Genomic DNA, 17709 nt, shown 5'->3' on the forward strand with positions numbered 1-17709 from the left:
GCCCAAGTCCGTCTTCATCTGACGGCATTCGCGTCCGCACGAATCCCCGTGGCACGGCGGTGCGCGCCTTCTTGGAATGTTCCAGCGCGCCCGCAAGAAGTTCCTTCCCCTCTGGTGTTGCTCGGACGCACCTATTTCGAATTCGACGAGCGCACCCCCATAAGCCCGTAAGGGAACCCGAAATAAAGGAGAAACACCCCATGCAGACGTGGGCAAAGCGCGGCCTCCAGACCGCGCTGGTCACGGGTGGTTTGCTGATGCTGGGCACCGGCATCGCCTCGGCTGACGAGAACGTCAACCCCGACTCCCCGGCCTCCCCGCTCGACCTGAACGTGACGGCTCCGATCTCGGAAGCCAACAACGCGGTCGGCACCCCGTTCGGCCAGCTGGACCTGCCCGCCGGGCAGACGGAGCTGAGCACCAAGCCGGTCACCAAGGCCGCGAACGAAGCGGTCAAGCAGCTCGACGAAGCGAGCCCGATCAGCCAGAGCACCCTCGGCGGTGCGACCAAGGCCGACGGCGCGGGCGCCTTCACCCCGGGCCACCGGAACCTCAAGGGCAACAAGGTCGCCGGCGACGTCGTCGTGCCGATCCAGATCGTGGACAACGCGATCGGCGTCATCGGCGACGCGAACGTCGACGGCACGGACCACTCCCAGACCTGGGCGCACAACCAGGACGTCGCGACCGACGGCTCCAAGTCCGGCCTCGCCGGCAACGCCGTCGTCCTCGACTGGGCGCTCCCCGTCCAGATCGCCGGCAACGCCGGTGGCGTGGCGGGCGGCAGTGGCGCGGTGCACGGCGGCTCGGCCAGCCAGAGCACGACCGAGACCGGCGACATCGACACCGACGGCACCGGCTCCGGCCTGTCCGGCAACGTGGTGGCCGGCCAGTTCGCCACCCCGGTCCAGGTGACCGGCAACGCCGTGTCCTACCTCCTCGGCAACGCGTACAGCCAGTACGACGCCGACAGCGACGCCACCTCGGGTGGCTCCATCAAGTCCGCCGGTGACGGTGGCGCGGGCTCGGGCAACATCGTCGGTGCGCCGATCGCCCTGCCGGTGAAGTTCAACGGCAACGCCGGTGGCGTGTGGGGTTCGGACGCCGACACGGTGTCGAACTCGGCCGCCGACGCCAAGGCCGGGGACACCCGCGAAGGCTCGCTGGGCATCCCGACCTACGAAGAGACGAGCGGCAACGACTCGTTCCTCGACGGCAACGCGGGCGCCGTGTCGCTGTCCCCGGTCGCGAACGTCGCGGGTGTCGCGGCGTCGTGGATCGGCAACGCGGCCACCGGCAACGCGACCGCGGGCCGCGACGGCGAAGAGACCCAGGGCGGCAGCTCCTCCAGCACTGTCGACTCGGGTGGCTTCGTCAAGACGGCCGGCGACGGCTCGGGTGCGGGCGGCAACGTCATCAACCCGTCGGTCGCGCTCCCGGTCGAGGCGTTCGGCATCGGTGGCACGTACATCGGCAACTCGCACGCCAGCCACGACAACACCACCGACGTCAACGCGGGCAACGGGTCCTACACCCGCGGCAACGACGGCGTGCTCGGCGGCAACATCGTCAACACCCAGACCGCGGGCGCGCCCGAGGTCTACGGCATCGGCGCCAGCCACATCGGCAACGCGACCGGCCAGTCCACCGAGGACAAGACGGTCACCGCCGGGGCGTACGACGGCTCGCAGGGCGACGACTCGTCCGGCTCGGGCAACGTCGTCCAGGTGCCGGTCGCCGTCCCCGCCGAGGTCTTCGGCGTGGGTGGCTCCTTCATCGGCCAGGGCTCCGGCTCGGCCGAGGAGACCAAGACCGTCGTCGGCGGTGGCGGCGGCAGCACCAAGGACGACAACGGTTTCCTGAGCTCCAACCTGGGCACCGTCCCGGCGTCGCTCCCGGTGCAGGTCGCCAACATCGGCGGCGCGTTCATCGGCCAGGGCCACGGCAAGGGCTCGACCGACACCACGTCGGCCGCGGGTGGCGACGTCACCGCGAACGGCCCCGCGGGTGCGGGCGCCGGCAACATCGTCGAGGCTCCGGTCTCCCTGCCGGTGCTGGCCGCCGGCTCGGGTGCGGCCCTCGGCGGCATCGGCACCGGTGAGAACGACAACATCACCGACTCGACCGCGGGCGGCAACGCGCTGACCGACGGCCAGGACGGTGCGATCGCCGGCAACATCGTGAAGGCCCCGTTCGCGGGTGCCGCGCAGCTGTTCAGCGACGGCGTCGCGGGTGCGGCCCTGGGCCACGGCACCGGCACGAGCGACACCGTGTCCACCGCGGGCGGCGACGCCACGACCAACGGTGACCGCGGCGCGATCGCCGGTGACATCGTCGGTGTCGACGGCCTGCCCGTGGCGCAGATCTTCGGCGACGCGGTGAGCGTCGGCGGCGTCTCCAGCGGCAACGGCATGAACACCACCACGGTGACCAACGCGGGCGACGACACCACCTCCGGTGTCGAAGGCGCGCTGGCCGGCGACATCCTGGACATCCCGGTGACGGCGATCGCCCAGGTCTTCGGCGACGCGGTGGCCGTGGGCGGCGTGGCCCACGGGACCGGCGACGACGTCCTCACCACGGAGAACGGCGGCGAGCCGGTCACCGAGGGTGACGGGTCGAGCCTGTCGGGGTACAACTTCTACCACGACCTCGCCGTGCCGGTGCAGATCTTCGGGGTGCCCCTCGAGCTGATCGGCAACGCGACCGCCGACGCGACGGACATGACCAGCATCGACGGTGACTCGGCCGACTCGGCCGACGCCATCTCCAACCCGGTCGAGGGTTCGGAGCTGGGCGCCGGCGAGCTGCCGTCGCTGACCGGGCTGGCCAGTGGCCTGCCGACCGCCGGGCTGCCCACCCAGGGCCTGCCCGCGCTGCCGACGGCCATCCCGACCCAGCGCGCCGACGTGCCGGACTCCCCGGTCTCGGGGATGCCGCACCTGCCGACCCCGGGTCTGCCCACCGCTGGTGGCCTGCCCGGCCTGAGCAGCCTCTCCGCGCTGGGTGGTGCCCTGCCCGGGCACAGCACCGAGCGTGCGGACCTGCCGACCGGTGGCCTGCCGGTGCACGTTCCGGCCCTGAGCGGCGGCCTGCTGCCCACCCTGCCGGCCGTCCCGGCCCTGGGTGGCGGCGTCCCGACGCTGCCCGTCGCGCTCCCGGTGACCCCGGCCCTGCCGGCGAACCCGCAGCTGCCCGCCGCCCCGACGACGCTGCCGGCCGCGCCGGCCGCGCTGCCGGTGAACGCGAAGCTGCCCGTGCTCGACGGTGCGGCTCCGGCCGCGCAGGTCCCGGCCATGTCGGGCCTGGACTCCACCAGCTTCCTCTCGAAGCTGCTGGGTTTCGTCAAGCGCAAGTAGTTCTGATTTCGCGCAGTAGTACTGCACTAACGGTTTCGGGGGCTCCGGGTGGCGGAGCCCCCGGCCCGGGGCGAAGCCCCGTTGTAACTGAATAGACTCTCCCTCCCTGGAGACGACGAGCCCCAGGAGCCAGCGCCGGCTCCTGGGGCTCGTTCGCGTCCCAGGTCAGGAGAACTGGAGAGAGCGCTTCGCCAGTCCGTGCCAGAAACCGTCGATCACCGTGCGGCCTTCGCCGGAGCTGGCGCCGAGTGAGACGAACAGCGGCGCGAAGTGCTCGATCCGCGGGTGCGCGAGCGTTGCCGCCGGCGCCTTGTGCCGGAAGTCGAGCAGCGTGTCGACGTCGCCGCTGCGCAGGACCTCTTCACCCCAGTGGTCGAACTCGGCCGACCACGCCGGCGGCGTCCCGTCGGTGGCGCGGGCCATGCCGCTCAGGTTGTGCGTGAAGAAACCGCTGCCGATGATCAGGACGCCCTCGTCGCGCAGCGGCGCGAGCTTGCGGCCGAGTTCGTAGAGTTCCCGCGGGTCGAGCGAGGGCATCGAGACCTGCAGCACCGGGATGTCGGCGTCCGGGTACATCTCGACGAGCGGCACGTAGGCGCCGTGGTCGAGGCCGCGGTCGTGCGCGTCGTGGACCGGCGTCTCAGGCGTGCGAAGCAGCTTCTTCACCTTCGCCGCGAGCTCCGGCGCGCCGGGCGATTCGTACTTCACCTGGTAGTAGCGGTCCGGGAACCCCCCGAAGTCGTAGACCAGCGGCACGGTCGTCGTGGCCGAGAGGGTCAGCGGCGCTTCTTCCCAGTGCGCCGACACGACCAGGATCGCGCGGGGTTCCGGCAGGCCGGCGGACCAGGCGGCGAGCTGACGGGTCCAGGTGGCGTCGTCGGCGAGCGGCGGCGCACCGTGGCTGAGGTAGAGGACCGGGGTGCGGGTCATCGACGGCTCCAGTGCTTGAAAGTTCAACTACTAGAGTACCTGACGTCGCCTCGGCCCCGGTTATTCCTCAGGCTGGTTCGAGGTTCGCCGCGCACCGCTCGAGGGTGCGGATCGTCGTGCGGTAGTCGTCGTCGCTGACGCCGTCGGTCACCGACGTCCGGAACTCTTCGACGCGCGCTTCGGCCCGGGCGTGCGCTGCGCGGCCTTCGCCGGTGAGCTCGCCGGTTTCGGCGACCCAGCCACGCTTGCGCAGCTCGGCGAGCTGCGCGGACGTCGAGCCGAACGGCGCCAGCGCGACGTCGATCTCCGCCGGCGTGCGGGCGCCGAGAGCGATCGTATTGAGCACCTGCCACTGCCGGCGGGTCAGCGACTCCGGTTCGAGGGCCCGGGCCATGGAAGATTCGAGCAGCTCGTGGACGTGGCGAAGCCACCAGCCGAGGGGTTTCATGGATACTCCTGAATGTTGTAGAACAACTACATGTAAAAGTACATGCAGCTGGGGAGTGGAGCAACCATGACGGACGCGGTGGCCGAGGTCGAGCGCGCGATGATCGCGATCCGCCGCAGCCAGCAGCGGCGCGCGCTGAGCCGGATCGCCAAGGAGCGCGGCCGCGGCGGCCACGACCCGGTGCACGAGCTGCTCGACGTCGTCGAAGAGCTCGCCGAACGCGGCGAAGCCGGCACGGTGACGGCGCTGAGCGCGGCGATGGGCGTCGACCAGCCGCGCGCGAGCCGGCTGGTCGCGCGCGCGGTCGAGCAGGGACTGCTCCGGCGCGAAGCGGACCAGCACGACGGACGGCGTGCGGTGCTCGTGCCGACCGAGGCCGGTCAGGCCCACCTCGACGAGCTGCACACCTTCCGCCGCGCGGTGTTCGCCGAGGTCATGGCGGACTGGCCGGCCGACGACCGGGAGAACTTCGGCCGCCTGCTGGCGGCGTTCGTGCGCGGGTACGGCGAACTCGGCCGCCGGGCGCTGCCGGAGTAAGCCTGCGCGAAGACCGCGGGCGTGACTTGCTCCGGCAGCGCTTAGTCGTGGGACAGGTCGACGAACCGGCTGTAGTGCAGCTGGTGCGCGACGACGATCGTCGCGGTCGGGCCGGCACGGTGCTTCGCGATGATCAGGTCCGCCTCTCCGGCGCGGGGGTCGTCGCGCTCCCAGGCGTCCGGGCGGTTGACCAGGATGACGAGGTCGGCGTCCTGCTCCAGGGAGCCGGACTCACGCAGGTCGGACAGCATTGGGCGCTTGTCCGTCCGCTGCTCGGGACCACGGTTCAGCTGGCTGATCGCGATCACCGGGACCTCGATCTCCTTCGCCAGCAGCTTCATCTGCCGGGAGAACTCCGAGACTTCCTGCTGCCGCGACTCGACGCGCTTGCCGGACGTCATCAGCTGCAGGTAGTCGAGGACCACGAGCTTGAGATCGTGCCGCTGCTTGAGCCGGCGGGCCTTCGCGCGGATCTCCATCATCGTCATGTTCGGCGAGTCGTCGACGAACAGCGGTGCTTCGGAGACCTCGCTCATCCGGCGGGCCAGGCGTGTCCAGTCGTCGTCGGACATCTTGCCACCGCGCATGTCGGCGAGCCGGATCTTCGCCTCGGCCGAGAGCATGCGCATGACGATCTCGGTCCGGCTCATTTCCAGCGAGAAGATGACGCTGGTCAGGCCGTGCCGGATGGACGCCGAACGCGCGAAGTCCAGCCCCAGTGTCGACTTGCCGACACCGGGACGGGCGGCGACGATGATCATCTGGCCCGGGTGCAGGCCGTTCGTCAGCTCGTCGAAGTCGGTGAAGCCGGTCGGGATGCCCCGGGACTGCCCGCCACGGGACGCGATCGCGTCGATCTCGTCCATCGTCGGCTGCAGCAGTTCTTCCAGCGCGACGTAGTCCTCGCTGGTCCGGCGCTCGGTGACGTCGTAGATCGCCGCCTGGGCGCGGTCGACGACCTCGTCGATGTTCGCGCCGTCCGCGGCCGCCGCGCCGTAGCCGTACTGCACGATCCGGGTGCCCGCCTCGACCAGCCGGCGCAGCACCGCCTTCTCCGCGACGATCTCCGCGTAGAAGCCGGCGTTCGCCGCCGTCGGCACCGTCGCGATCAGCGTGTGCAGGTACGGCGCGCCGCCGATGCGGCCCAGCTCGCCCCGGCGTTCGAGCTCGGCGGAGATGGTGATCGGGTCGGCGGGCTCGCCGCGGCCGTAGAGGTCGAGGATGCAGTCGTAGATGGCCTGGTGTGCCGGGCGGTAGAAGTCGTCGGGGCCGAGCGCCTCGATGACGTCGGCGACCGCGTCCTTGGACAGCAGCATGCCGCCGAGCACGGACTGCTCGGCCGTGATGTCCTGCGGCGGCTGGCGGTCGAACCCGCCCCCGGAGCCGGGGTCGCTCGGACCCGGGTCGTTCTCCGCATACATCGGGCCGCGGTCGTCGGTCAGCGCCACCGCTACGGACACCTCCTCGTCATCATGCGAACACCCGTTCGATTATGCCGGATCTTCGCTCTCGAAGCACGTGGCGCGAGCCGCGCCACCAAGTCCTCTTCCGCCGTGTCCTCCGATGATCGGCGACAACGTCGCGCGGCTCCCGCAGACACGCGGGGCGCCACCGTGAGTACAGGCTCGGCGGGGACGCTATGTCCCCCGGAAGGCCGAAAGCAATTCAGGGTGGGGACCCATCTGTGGACAACCTGTGGATGAATGGGGGTAACCAGTCACAGGTGCCGCGAGAGCTGTGGACAAGTTGGGGACAAAGGTGATCGGCTTCCACGAATCCGCAGGTCACGCCCTGTGAGTAAGGTGTGGAGAACTTCCGCAAAACTCGTGCGGCGTGTCGTGTGAAACCCGTCGTTCGGCGTGTCGTGGACCAGTCCGGGTCCATTGAACCCCAGGGCCTGTGGATGAAAACTACGGACGGTAGAGGCGTAACCCGGTGGGCTGAACGGCCGTCGTGTCACGCCGCGGTGAGCCGGCCCTGTGCGCTGCGTAACCGATCAGCGAGAACGCGCTGGTCGGCCGGGGTGAAGGCGATCCGGTTCTCCCCACGCCCCGGAATCTCCTCGGTCAGCCAGCGGCCTTCCGAGGTATCGATGTAGTTCACCGGACGTTCGATGCGCTGCCACGATCCGGTGCGGCTGCGGGCCGCGACGTACAGGCTGCCGCTGCCCATTCGGCGTAGCGCGAGGATCCGCCGGAGCTCGTCGGCCTCCTGCGAGCCGTCGGCAGGCCGGTCGTTGCGCATCAGCGCGAAGCCGTCGTCGTCCCGGCGTCCGGAGCCCTCGAGCCGGCTCTTCGGCACCGCGAGCGGGGTCCCGCGGCCCGGCGCGAGCTTCGGGATCTGGCCGAGGAAGTCGTCGAGCACCTCGCCGGGCCGGGTCGACTCCAGCACGACGACGTCGAGCTGCTCGTGCTTGGCCAGCACGAACGCCTCGCCGCCGGCGCTGCCGGCGAGCAGCCGGTAGCTGACCGGCTTGCCCTGGAACCCGCCGTCCACCCAGCCGTAGTACTCCAGCTGCGGTTGCGCGACGGCTTCGATCGTCGCGACGAACCCCGGGTGCATGCCGCGCGGGCCGAACAGACCCGCCTTGGTGAGCTCGGCGTTGACGCGCTCGTCCTCGGCGCGCTGGGCCTCGTCGCTGTACCAGGTCGGCGCCTCGGCCAGCACCGTGTGCGGCTCCCCGCCGCGGCGCCGGATCAGGTTGATCACGGTGCCGGTCGAAAGGGTGACCTGCCTGTCCAGCACCGCTCTTCCCCCTAGTGAAGATCAGCTTGATGAACCCGGAAAAACCGGGCGCGCCCATCTTGGCACGCGCCCGGTGGTCCCGCGTGTGTTACTCGCCGATGACCGGCGGCGCGGTCAGTTCGTCGGTGCCGAAGATGTCGTTCGGGTCGTCGCCGAGCAGGTACTTCGACGTGCGTTCCTCGTCGCCGCCGCCCTGGCCCTTCGCGCCGTGGCCCATGCCGCCCATGCCACCCATCCCGGTGGAGCCGCCCCGCCCGGCCGCCGCGCCGCCCGCGCCCATCGCGCCGCCGGCTCCGGCACCCATGCCGCCGCGGCCGGCGCCGGACGCGCCCGCGCCGCCGGGCATCGACGCGCCGGTCGAGCCGCCGGGCCCGAAACCCCCGCTGCCGCCCGGCCCGAATCCCGCCGTCGGGTCGCCGATCCCGCCCAGGCCACTGGAACCGCCGGGGCCGAAGCCGCCGGCGCCGCCGCCTCCCGGAACGGAGAAGTTCGGCGTGCTGCCCGGCCCGAACCCCGGCATGCCGGGCACGTCCGAAGGCGAGAAGCCCGACGAGTGCGTGCCGTCGGAGGTGAAGTTCGGCGGGGTGTAGTTGCCGGTCGGCACCTTCGACGGGTCGTAGTTGCCGCCGCCGGGGACCTGCGACGGGTCGAAGCTCGGCACCTTGGAGGGGTCGTAGCTCCCGCCCGGCACCTTCGACGGGTCGAAGCTGCCGCCGGGACCGCCGCCGGGGCCGCCGCCGAAGGACGGCACGCTGCCGGGCCCCGGCATGTTCACGCCGCCCGGACCGCCACCGGGACCGCCGCCCGGCTCGCCGCCGCCGTTCCCGTTGCCGTTGCCGTTCTTGTCGTCCTTCTTCTTGCCGTCTTTGCCCTGGTCGACGTTGACGTTCTCCTGCTGCCCCTGCAGCGCGGAGTACGTCGGCATCTTCTGGCCGTTGTCGTTGCTCGCCTTGTAGTAGGTGTTGAAGGCGTCGACGTTGGCCTGGCCCTTGGTGTTGTAGTCGCGGATCGCCCGGTCCGTGTCGGTGGTCCACGGCGTCACCGCGTTGAGCAGGTTGTTCTTCGGCGGGTCCTTCGGGACCTCCTGCACCTGGGCGTGCACCGTGGTGAAGGCGTTGTTCTGCTCGCCGAGGTACTTGTCGGAGTCGGTCAGCTTGGTGCCCGAGTCCTCCATCCACACCCGCAGCGGGTGCGCGCCCGCGTTCTGCGCCGCCTCGGAGCCGCCGCCGGTCCAGGCCGCGTCCATGTCCTTGGCCAGGCCGTCGATCGTGGTGAGCCGGTCCTGGTAGGCGCCCTTCAGCCGGCTCGCCGCCGCCTGCCCGTTCGAGATCGAGCCCGTGCCGGGACCGGTGGTGATCTGGTTCCAGATGTCGTAGCAGTCGATCTTGCGATCACCCTGCACCGAATCGTGGTCGTCCGAGTGCGTGGTCGCCATGTTGTACGCGGCGAACCCGCCGAGCAGGACCAGTTCCAGCATCTCAGCCCCCCATCAAGGTCTGGATCATCGACTCGCCGAACTTCTGCGCCACCGAGCACGGGTCCGACGCGCCGGCGCCGTTGTCGTACTGCACCAGGATGTTGACGGCCAGCTCGTCGGTCACCCCGATGAAGACGCCGCACTTGCCGTCCTTGCGGTCGTCCACCGCGGCGGCGTAGACGGCGGGGTACCCGTAGGCCTGCGTCTCTTCGAAGTAGGCGTCGTTCGCCTTGGTGTCGTAGACGTCCTGGAGGCCGTTCTTGTTCGCCGTCACCGTGGTCACGTCGATCTGGTTGCCCGGGTCGGCGGACTCCTGGAACGTGCAGCTCGGGCCGTTCGCCGTGGTGCGCGGGGTGCCGTCGCCGAGGCTCAGCTTGGAACGGCCGGTCGCGTCGATCGTCGTGCAGGCGTCCGAGGTGATGTTCGCGGCGTTCAGCGCGTTCGGCACCCGCGGCGCGGAGTCGGCGGCGGACCGGGACGTCTCGCTGCCGCTCGAATCGGCGGTCGGCGCGGGGTTGGCGGTGCCCCCGGTGCGGCTGGAGCAGCCGGCGACGGCGAGCACGGCGAAGGCCAGGGCCGGGACGGCGAGGAGTCGTCGGTTCACGTGGCCTGGTTCCCCGTCTTCGAGAGGTCGGCCTGGGTGTCCGACTCCTTGGTGGTGATCTTCTTCTTCGCGGCCGTCAGCGCCTCGATGTAGTTCTTGACGTAGTCCTGCATCTTCTTGTTCTGCTCGAGGAACGCCTTGCCGGACGGGTTCGCGAGCTTCTCCCAGTCACCGCTGGCGAACTCCTTGCCGGGCGCCTTGACGTTCGCCATCAGGTTGGCGTCGTCGTAGTCGCGCTTCAGGTCGGCCTGGAGGTCCTGCCACTGCTTGATGACGCCGTCGATCTTGTCGGCGTCGAACGTGAACCCGCCGCCGCCGGCCGGCGCGGACATGTTGACCTCGTTACCCATCCGGATCCACCCCTTCGCGTCCCCGCCCATTCTCCTACGACGTGGCCGTGGTGTCCGGGGTTCCCCCGAAACGCGTGAAGGCGGGCCGCCCACCAGGGGCGACCCGCCTTCACGACGGTGGAACGGGCTACTTGGCCTTGACCTCGAGCCGGACCTCGACCTTGACGTCGGGGTGCAGCCGGGCGCCGACCGAGTGCTTGCCGACCGTCTTGATGTGGTCACGCAGCTCGATGACGCGCTTGTCGAGCAGCGGGCCACCGGCCGCCTTGATCGCGTCCACGATCTCGCCCGAGGTGATCGAGCCGAAGAGCTTCTTCGAGCCCTCGGCCGCCTTGCCGGTGAGCTGGATGGCGCCGAGGCCCTCCAGCGTCGCCTTGATCTCCTTGGCGTGGTCGAGGTCGCGGATGCGACGGCTCTCCTGCGCGCGCTGGATGGTGCGCACGTTCTTCTCCGCGCCCTTGGACGCCGCGATCGCGTAGCCCCGCGGGAGCAGGTAGTTGCGCGCGTAACCGTCCTTGACCTCGACGATGTCGCCGGGGCCGCCGAGGTTGGCCACGTCGGTGGTGAGGATGATCTTCGCCATCTCCGGGCCTCCTTAGCGCGCGGTCGAGGTGTAGGGCAGCAGCGCCATTTCGCGGGAGTTCTTGACCGCGATGGCGATGTCACGCTGGTGCTGGCTGCAGTTGCCGGTGACGCGACGGGCACGGATCTTGCCGCGGTCGGAGATGTACTTCCGCAGCAGGTTGGTGTCCTTGTAGTCGATCAGTTCCGGACGGCCCTTTTTCTCGGCCTTGCAGAACACGCAGACCTTCTTCTTGGGCTTGCGAATGGGTGGCTTGGCCACTGGTTACTCCTGGAATTCAACTCTTGTGGATGTGTACGAGATCAGAAGGGAGGCTCGTCGGAGAAGCCGCCGCCGCCGCCACCGCTGCTCGCGGCCGGGGCGGAGCCCCACGGGTCGTCGGCCGGCATACCGCCGCCACCGCGGTTTCCGCCGCCACCGCCACCGCCGCCGCCGAAGTCACCACCGCCGCCGCCACCGCGGCTGACCTTGTTGACCTTCGCCGTGGCGTAGCGCAGCGAGGGGCCGATCTCGTCGACCTCGAGCTCGACGACGGTGCGCTTCTCGCCTTCCTTCGTCTCGAACGACCGCTGCTTCAGCCGGCCCTGGACGACGACGCGAGCGCCGCGCGTCAGCGACTCGGCGACGTTTTCCGCCGCCTGCCGCCAGATGTTGCAGCGCAGGAACAGCGCCTCGCCGTCCTTCCACTCGCCCGACTGCTTGTCGAGCGTGCGGGGCGTGGACGCGACGGTGAAGTTCGCGACCGCCGCACCGGACGGGGTGAAACGCAGTTCCGGGTCGGACGTCAGGTTGCCGATCACCGTGATGACGGTGTCTCCAGCCATCGGGAATACCCTTCGGCTCAGGCCTTGGCGGCGGCGACGGGCGGCTTGGCCGCGGCGGCGCGCTTGATCTCGCGACGCATGACCTTGGTGCGGAGCACGGTCTCCTGAAGCGACAGCTGGCGGTCCAGCTCCTTCACCGCGTCCGAGGACGAGTTCAGGTCCAGCAGGGCGTAGATGCCCTCGGCGTGCTTCTTGATCTCGTACGAAAGCCGGCGCCGGCCCCAGACGTCGACCTTCTCGACGCTTCCGCCCGAAGTGCGGATCACGTTGAGGAAGGTGTCCAGCGTCGGAGCGACAGTGCGCTCGTCGAGCGTGGGGTCCAGGATGACCATTACCTCGTAATGGCGTGACACAACCACTCACCTCCTATGGGCTCGCGGCCACGGACTGTCCGTAGCAGGAGGGTTTGTCCAGGTAAGGCTACCTGGCGGGGCCGGGAGGCCCGGACAGCGGGGTGGGCTGGGCCTCAGGCGGCCCGGCGCAGGACCCAGGTCCGCACGAGGCCCGCCGTGACGCCGGCGAGCACGATCACCGCGAGCAGCATCGGCAGCTGGACGTCGTTCGAGCCGAGGGGCGAGGACAGCGACTGCGCGTTGCCCGCGTCGCGGATGTCGGCGCCCTGGCCGGTCTGGTCACCGGTCCCGGCCTGGGGCGCGGAGGCGTCACCGGGGAGCGTGCCGTTCGCCGGGTAACGCACCCCCGGGGCGACGGCGGTACCCGCGGTCGCGGTGGGGATGCCGCCGTAGTCGCGCATCGGCGCGGTCCCGCCGCTGCCGCCCGCGGTGCCCGGGTTCAGGTTGGAGAGGTTGCCGGTCGAGCCGCCGGGGGCGGTCGCGGTGCCGCCGCCCTGCTGCGCACCGGTCCCGCCGGCACCGGGCTGGCCGCCCGGGGTGCTCGGTGCGACGTAGTTGGCGGCGAGCAGGGTGAGGTTGCAGCTCTTGGCGACCGTGCTCTCGACGCTGTTCAGCGTCTTGTTCCAGTCCAAGCCGAGACCCCACGTGCCGGAGGCCGACAGGGCGGCGCGCACGGCCTTGCCGATCGCGGCCCCGCTCGCCTCGCCGCCGGCTGTGTTCGGCACCTGTCCCACCAGGATGGCGTGGTTCTTGGCGATCGAGTCGCCGGCCCAGCTGCCGACCGCCAGCGTTCCCGCGTTGTTCGCGCCGTTCGTGACCAAGGTCTTCACCGAAGCGCCGTCGATCGCGACCTGGTCGCCCATCTGCCCGGAGACCGTGCCCGTGCAGCTGTTGCTCACAACCTGCTGGCCGGCCGAGGCGGTGCCCGCGGACAGGAAGGCGCCCCCGGTGACGAAGGCGGCGACTGCGGTGACGGTCAGTGCGCGGCGGGTCGTCTGCCAGGTGGGGATCTTCCGCACGAGCACTGACCTCCGGAGGTCTATCGGGGCGTCGTCCTGGGCAACAGCAACACCAGGTGTACCAGGATCAACGACGGGGGTACGTGAAAGATACTCGGCAGTCGGCTCAATTCGCAGCGGCCATCCGGCGGAGTACCCAGGTGCGGACCAGACCCGCGCTGACTCCGGAGAGTGTCAAAACCGCGATCAGCAGGGGCAGATTCGACCCGTTCGTGAAACCGTCCTGTGCGGACGGTAGCGCTTCGGCCTGCCCGGCCGTCTGGATTCCGGAGTTGCCGGCCGCCGCGTCGTTCGGACCGGTGAGGCCGTACTGCGGGGCGTAACCCGGGATCTGGCTGCCGTACCGGATCGCCGGCGACGGCGTGAACAGCCCGGCCGTCGCGAACGGGATGCCGCTGTAGTCGCGCATCGGCGCGTAGCCGGTGCCGATGGAGAACGGGAAGCCGCCGAACACCGGGCTGGTCGCGAAGCCGGGCAGAAGCGGGCTGTTGGCGTCCGGGATCGGGGTGGTGCCCTGCGGGGTCCCGCCCTGCGGCGCGCCACCGGGGTTGCCCTGGGCCGGCGGGTTCTGCTGCTGGTTGCCACCCGAACCGGGCGCGGGCGACTGCTGCTTGCCGCCGCCGGACAGCGCGGTCAGGCCCTGCTGGGTGCCGCTGGTCAAACCTTCGACGCCCTGGTTGACGGCGCTCGCGGCGGGCGCGCCGATCACCGGGACCGGCGACACGACGGTGTTCACCACGGTCACGGTCACCTTGCAGAGCGTGCCGAGGATCGAGTTGATCGTCCCGGTCAGCACCTGGGTGCCCTGGGTGACGATGCCGAGGTTGAGCGGGATGCCGAGGAGCGGGGTCGTGCCCTGGACCGTGTCGCCGGGCTTCGCCGTCACGCTGCCACCGCAGGGAGCCGTTTTCGTCTCGGCCGCGGACGCGGTCCCGGGCAGGCCCAGGACGGCCGAACCCGCGAGGACGAACGCCGTCGCACCGACCGCCGTTGCTCTGCGTGCCCGGTTCGCCATGCTCGCCGCCCCTTGTCTCGTGCCCTCTGCCCAGGACAACGACGTTAAGGCAGACGGGTAACGCCCGCTCGCTCAGGAATGTCCGGCATTCGAGTGGAAGCGGGCGTCACGGTGGGTGAATCTCAGGCGGGGCGGCGGCGGATCCAGGCCCGGACGAGGGCCGCCGCGACGATCGCGAGGGCCAGCACCGCGAGCAGCATCGGCAGTTTCGCCGGCGGCGTGACGCCGGGCAGCGCCTCCGCGGTGCCGGACTTCTGCTCGTCGACCGTCGGGACCTGCGCGCCCGGGATGATCTGGGTGATCACCGGCACCTGCACCAGGCTGCCGGGCAGCAGCGCGGCGTTGGTGAAGACGCCCGAGATCGCGTCACCCGGCAGGCCCGCGCCACCGGCGCCGGTGAGCACCGGGCCGAGGCTGTCGCCGGGCGAGGTCTGCCCGGGTGGCGTCGGCTGTCCGGGAGGCGGCGTCTGCCCGGGTGGCGTCGGCTGCTGGGGCGGCGCCGGGGGTGTGCCGGGCGGCAAGGGCAGCGGCGGCGCGCCGGCTTCTTGCAGGATGCCCTGTGTCGTGTTTCCGACAGCGTTGACAGCGCCCTGCGCGACGGGGCAGACGGCCTTCGCGGCGGCGTCGCCGACCACCGGCACGTCACCGAGGCCCAGCGCCCGCACGGTGTCGCCGACGGGGAGGTTCAGCAGGGGCGTCGAGCCGTTCGTGTTCTTCGCGCTCGAGTCGAGGCCGACGGTCAGCCGGTCCGGGGAGTTGAGGGGCGCGCCGGCGTCCAGGAGCAGGCCGTTCGACCCGCCGCGGGCCTGGCTGTTCTGGAGCGTGGCCGCGCAGTCGCCGCCGAGGGTCGGGCTGGTGTCCGCGCTCGCCACGCCCGGTGCCGCGAGGGCGGCGGAAGCGGCGAGGGTGAACCCCAGTGCGGTGATCCGGGCGACGTGCTTCCCCATCGATGCCCTCCGGCAGTCGGACCAATCTGGATCACGGAACGCGCTCACGGTACTCCACGAGCGTCACCATCCGGGTCCGCAGCCCGAAGTTCATCCGGGAGTAGCGTGCTCGGCATGCTGATTGGCGCCCATGTCCGTGACGACGACCCGTTGACCGCGGTCGCCGACCGCAAAGCCGACGTCGTCCAGTTCTTCCTCTCCGACCCGCAGGGCTGGAAAGCCCCGAAACCGCACCCCCACGGCGAGGCCATCCTGGCCGACCCGGTCGAGGTGTTCATCCACTCGCCCTACCTCATCAACGTGGCGTCCCTGAACAACAAGATCCGGATCCCGTCCCGCAAGAACGTCACGCAGCACGCGGACGGGGCCGCCGCGGTCGGCGCGAAGGGCCTGATCGTGCACGGCGGGCACGTCGGCGACAACGACGACATCGAGGCCGGTCTCGACAACTGGCGCAAGCTCTTCGAGCGCGAGCAAGAGAAGGGCGGCTTCAAGGTCCCGATCCTGATCGAGAACACCGCCGGCGGCGAGAACGCGATCACCCGCGACCTCGAGGTCATCGCCCGGCTGTGGGACAAGGTCGGCGAGTTCGGTGCCGGGTTCTGCCTGGACACCTGCCACGCCTACGCCGCCGGCTGGGACCTCGCGACCGCCGTCGAGAAGGTCAAGGCCATCACCGGCCGGATCGACCTGGTGCACCTGAACAACTCCCGCGACGAGTTCGGCTCGACGCGGGACCGGCACGCGAACGTCGTCGACGGCGAGGGCACGATCGACCCCGAGGTGCTGGTCGCGGTCGCCCGCGCGGCCGGCGCGTCGGTCGTCGTCGAGACGCCGCCCGACGGCCAGGCCGCCGACATCGCCTACCTGAAAGAGCAGCTGAGCTGAGCCGTGCGGGGCACCCTCATGGCGACAAGAGCCGTGAGGGTGCCCCTCACGCCTGCGGGACGGCGACGGCTTTGCGGCGGCGCTGGGTGGCGTTCGGGATGATCACGTCCCGGGCGCCGTCGAGGAAGCCGCCGGCCGGGTCGTCGTCGCCGGCGAGCCGGACCAGGTCGGTGGCCGGGCGGTAGATCTCGCGGATCACCAGCACGCACAGCCCGACCACGGCCAGGTCGCGGACCACGACCGTGCCGAGGAAGAAGCCTTCGGGCAGGCCCTTGTGGTCGACGCCGAGGTAGTAGAACATCCGCGGCACCCAGACCAGCGCGTCGATCAGCATCCAGCCGAGCAGCAGCCGCCAGCGCGGGATCGCCAGCACCGCCAGCGGCACCAGCCACAGCGAGTACTGCGGGCTCCACACCTTGTTCGTCAGCAGGAACGCGGCCACGACGAGGAACGCCAGCTGCCCCAGGCGCGGCCGCCGGGGTGCCGCGAGCGCTACGTACGCGATGCCCGCGCAGCAGGCGAGGAACAGCACGGCGATCGTCCAGTTGAGGTACGTCGGCGGCTGGTTCTTCTGCAGCACGCCGTCGAAGCCGGCCCAGCCGGTCGTGTACGAGAAGACGTTGTAGAGCGAGTCCGGGTCCATCGGCCGCAGGGTGTTCATCCGGAAGAACTCCCACCAGCCGCGGGTCGCGGTGAGGATGAACGGCGCGTTCACCGCCACCCACGTCACGACGGCGGCCGCCGCGGTGCGCCAGAACGGGCCGAGCTTCCCCGCGCGCAGGCAGAGCACGAACAGCACGCCGAGCAGGAGCAGCGGGTAGAGCTTCGCCGTCGCGCCCAGGCCGAGCAGGAGCCCGGCGAGCAGCGGCCGTTTCCGGGACCAGGCGAGCAGACCGGTGGCCGTGAACGCGGTCGCGATCGTGTCGAAGTTGGTGAAGGCGTGCACCAGGACCAGCGGTGACGCCGCCACCAGCACCATGTCCCACGGCCGGCGTTTCATCGTCCGGCCGGTCGCCCACACGGTGACCAGCCAGGCCATCGACAGGAAGAACGCCGTGATGTCGAAGTAGATCGCCACCGGTAAGGCGCCGGGTAGCCAGCCGGTCTCGGCGATGTTGAGCCAGCCCGCCGCCAGCTTCGCGTTCACCCACTGGAAGAGCCCGGTGAACACCGGGTACTCCATGTACCGGGTGTCGTTCTCCGCGGTCTGCGAGCTCTCCTTCCACGACGTGTAGTACGGGAAGGTGCTCGGCCGGTCGAGCCGCTCGGAGCTGTAGAGCGGCACGATGTCGGAGTAACACATCGCGACGAACGGGCGGCCCGCGCGCCAGTCGAGCTGGGTGGCGCCGCTCGAGTCCTGGTACTGCTGGATGCACGAGCCCTTGCCGAACCAGCAGAGCATCAGGGCCAGCGTCGCCAGGAGCAGGCCGACGCGCTGCGGGGACCAGAACCAGTGCCTGCCGACCGCCGCGTGCTCGCCCAGCGGGCCGCCGACGGGTCTGGTGACCGCCGCCGCGAGGGGGTCGTTCCAGCTCGGGACGACCCGATCCGCCCTGCTCAGCGTCACGGGGCCGGGGTCCGGCTCGCGCGTGGTCTCCTCTGGCACGACCGGGATGTTATCGGTGATCGC

Annotated in this window: 18 protein-coding genes; 3 read left to right on the forward strand and 15 right to left on the reverse strand. The window is 70.6% G+C overall.

Annotated elements, in window-relative coordinates; translation table 11 throughout:
- Nucleotides 1-200 precede the first annotated feature (200 nt).
- Complete coding sequence (locus tag OG494_RS37260; RefSeq protein WP_328446794.1) at nt 201-3359, forward strand: beta strand repeat-containing protein; 3159 nt, start codon at nt 201-203, stop codon at nt 3357-3359.
- Nucleotides 3360-3524: 165 nt separating this feature from the next.
- On the opposite strand, the gene OG494_RS37265 is transcribed toward OG494_RS37260, so the two are convergent.
- Entirely contained in the window at nt 3525-4289 is a 765-nt protein-coding gene (locus OG494_RS37265; RefSeq protein ID WP_328446795.1) for a dioxygenase family protein, read from the reverse strand.
- 67 nt (nt 4290-4356) lie between these two features.
- Entirely contained in the window at nt 4357-4737 is a 381-nt protein-coding gene (locus OG494_RS37270; RefSeq protein ID WP_328446797.1) for a MarR family winged helix-turn-helix transcriptional regulator, read from the reverse strand.
- A gap of 66 nt (nt 4738-4803) precedes the next feature.
- On the opposite strand from OG494_RS37270, the gene OG494_RS37275 reads away from it, so the two are divergent.
- Entirely contained in the window at nt 4804-5274 is a 471-nt protein-coding gene (locus OG494_RS37275) for a MarR family winged helix-turn-helix transcriptional regulator (RefSeq protein ID WP_328446799.1), read from the forward strand.
- 41 nt (nt 5275-5315) lie between these two features.
- Here the strand turns inward: OG494_RS37275 and dnaB are convergent, their stop codons facing one another.
- The 12 genes from dnaB to OG494_RS37335 form a co-directional block, all read right to left on the reverse strand.
- Nucleotides 5316-6722, reverse strand: a complete 1407-nt coding sequence (gene dnaB, locus OG494_RS37280; protein WP_328459140.1) for a replicative DNA helicase — start codon at nt 6720-6722, stop codon at nt 5316-5318.
- 508 nt (nt 6723-7230) lie between these two features.
- Entirely contained in the window at nt 7231-8019 is a 789-nt protein-coding gene (locus tag OG494_RS37285) for an ESX secretion-associated protein EspG (RefSeq protein WP_328446801.1), read from the reverse strand.
- Between the two features lie 88 nt (nt 8020-8107).
- The gene (locus OG494_RS37290) at nt 8108-9496 is read right to left on the reverse strand and encodes a hypothetical protein (RefSeq protein WP_328446803.1); all 1389 of its coding nucleotides are present in this window, start codon (nt 9494-9496) and stop codon (nt 8108-8110) included.
- A 1-nt stretch (nt 9497) separates the two neighbouring features.
- Complete coding sequence (locus OG494_RS37295) at nt 9498-10100, reverse strand: DUF3558 domain-containing protein (protein WP_328446805.1); 603 nt, start codon at nt 10098-10100, stop codon at nt 9498-9500.
- Nucleotides 10097-10450 carry a hypothetical protein gene (locus OG494_RS37300; protein ID WP_328446807.1) on the reverse strand — a complete coding sequence of 118 codons (354 nt, stop codon included), beginning with the start codon at nt 10448-10450 and terminating at the stop codon, nt 10097-10099. Before OG494_RS37300 ends, OG494_RS37295 begins: the two co-directional genes overlap by 4 nt.
- Nucleotides 10451-10577: 127 nt before the next feature.
- Nucleotides 10578-11033 (reverse strand): 50S ribosomal protein L9, encoded by a 456-nt coding sequence (gene rplI, locus OG494_RS37305; protein WP_328446809.1) that lies wholly within the window; start codon nt 11031-11033, stop codon nt 10578-10580.
- Between the two features lie 12 nt (nt 11034-11045).
- Nucleotides 11046-11294 (reverse strand): 30S ribosomal protein S18, encoded by a 249-nt coding sequence (gene rpsR / locus OG494_RS37310; protein WP_003098744.1) that lies wholly within the window; start codon nt 11292-11294, stop codon nt 11046-11048.
- Nucleotides 11295-11335: 41 nt separating this feature from the next.
- Nucleotides 11336-11857, reverse strand: coding sequence for a single-stranded DNA-binding protein (locus OG494_RS37315; RefSeq protein ID WP_328446827.1), 522 nt, complete (start codon nt 11855-11857; stop codon nt 11336-11338).
- Between the two features lie 17 nt (nt 11858-11874).
- On the reverse strand, nt 11875-12210 hold the full coding sequence (rpsF, locus tag OG494_RS37320) for a 30S ribosomal protein S6 (protein WP_328446829.1): 336 nt from the start codon (nt 12208-12210) through the stop codon (nt 11875-11877).
- Nucleotides 12211-12323: 113 nt separating this feature from the next.
- Nucleotides 12324-13235 carry a hypothetical protein gene (locus OG494_RS37325; protein ID WP_328446831.1) on the reverse strand — a complete coding sequence of 304 codons (912 nt, stop codon included), beginning with the start codon at nt 13233-13235 and terminating at the stop codon, nt 12324-12326.
- A 100-nt stretch (nt 13236-13335) separates the two neighbouring features.
- On the reverse strand, nt 13336-14244 hold the full coding sequence (locus OG494_RS37330; RefSeq protein WP_328446833.1) for a hypothetical protein: 909 nt from the start codon (nt 14242-14244) through the stop codon (nt 13336-13338).
- 122 nt (nt 14245-14366) lie between these two features.
- A complete protein-coding gene (locus OG494_RS37335) occupies nt 14367-15191 on the reverse strand; it encodes a hypothetical protein (protein ID WP_328446835.1) in 825 nt (274 codons plus the stop codon).
- Between the two features lie 114 nt (nt 15192-15305).
- Here OG494_RS37335 and OG494_RS37340 point away from each other — a divergent pair, with 114 nt between their 5' ends.
- Nucleotides 15306-16079 carry a deoxyribonuclease IV gene (locus OG494_RS37340; protein ID WP_328446837.1) on the forward strand — a complete coding sequence of 258 codons (774 nt, stop codon included), beginning with the start codon at nt 15306-15308 and terminating at the stop codon, nt 16077-16079.
- A gap of 46 nt (nt 16080-16125) precedes the next feature.
- On the opposite strand, the gene OG494_RS37345 is transcribed toward OG494_RS37340, so the two are convergent.
- Nucleotides 16126-17685, reverse strand: coding sequence for a glycosyltransferase family 87 protein (locus OG494_RS37345; RefSeq protein WP_328446839.1), 1560 nt, complete (start codon nt 17683-17685; stop codon nt 16126-16128).
- Nucleotides 17686-17709: the final 24 nt, after the last annotated feature.

The sequence above is a fragment of the Amycolatopsis sp. NBC_00438 genome (assembly GCF_036026695.1).
Classification (GTDB): Bacteria; Actinomycetota; Actinomycetes; order Mycobacteriales; family Pseudonocardiaceae; genus Amycolatopsis.

Coding starts and splice junctions, on each gene's coding strand:
- OG494_RS37265 (WP_328446795.1), bottom strand. CDS start 4,289: ATGACCCGCACCCCGGTCCTCTACCTCAGCCACGGTGCGCCGCCGCTC.
- OG494_RS37335 (WP_328446835.1), bottom strand. CDS start 15,191: ATGGGGAAGCACGTCGCCCGGATCACCGCACTGGGGTTCACCCTCGCC.
- rplI (WP_328446809.1), bottom strand. CDS start 11,033: ATGGCGAAGATCATCCTCACCACCGACGTGGCCAACCTCGGCGGCCCC.
- OG494_RS37330 (WP_328446833.1), bottom strand. CDS start 14,244: ATGGCGAACCGGGCACGCAGAGCAACGGCGGTCGGTGCGACGGCGTTC.
- OG494_RS37260 (WP_328446794.1), top strand. CDS start 201: ATGCAGACGTGGGCAAAGCGCGGCCTCCAGACCGCGCTGGTCACGGGT.
- OG494_RS37300 (WP_328446807.1), bottom strand. CDS start 10,450: ATGGGTAACGAGGTCAACATGTCCGCGCCGGCCGGCGGCGGCGGGTTC.
- OG494_RS37270 (WP_328446797.1), bottom strand. CDS start 4,737: ATGAAACCCCTCGGCTGGTGGCTTCGCCACGTCCACGAGCTGCTCGAA.
- OG494_RS37290 (WP_328446803.1), bottom strand. CDS start 9,496: ATGCTGGAACTGGTCCTGCTCGGCGGGTTCGCCGCGTACAACATGGCG.
- OG494_RS37340 (WP_328446837.1), top strand. CDS start 15,306: ATGCTGATTGGCGCCCATGTCCGTGACGACGACCCGTTGACCGCGGTC.
- OG494_RS37315 (WP_328446827.1), bottom strand. CDS start 11,857: ATGGCTGGAGACACCGTCATCACGGTGATCGGCAACCTGACGTCCGAC.
- OG494_RS37275 (WP_328446799.1), top strand. CDS start 4,804: ATGACGGACGCGGTGGCCGAGGTCGAGCGCGCGATGATCGCGATCCGC.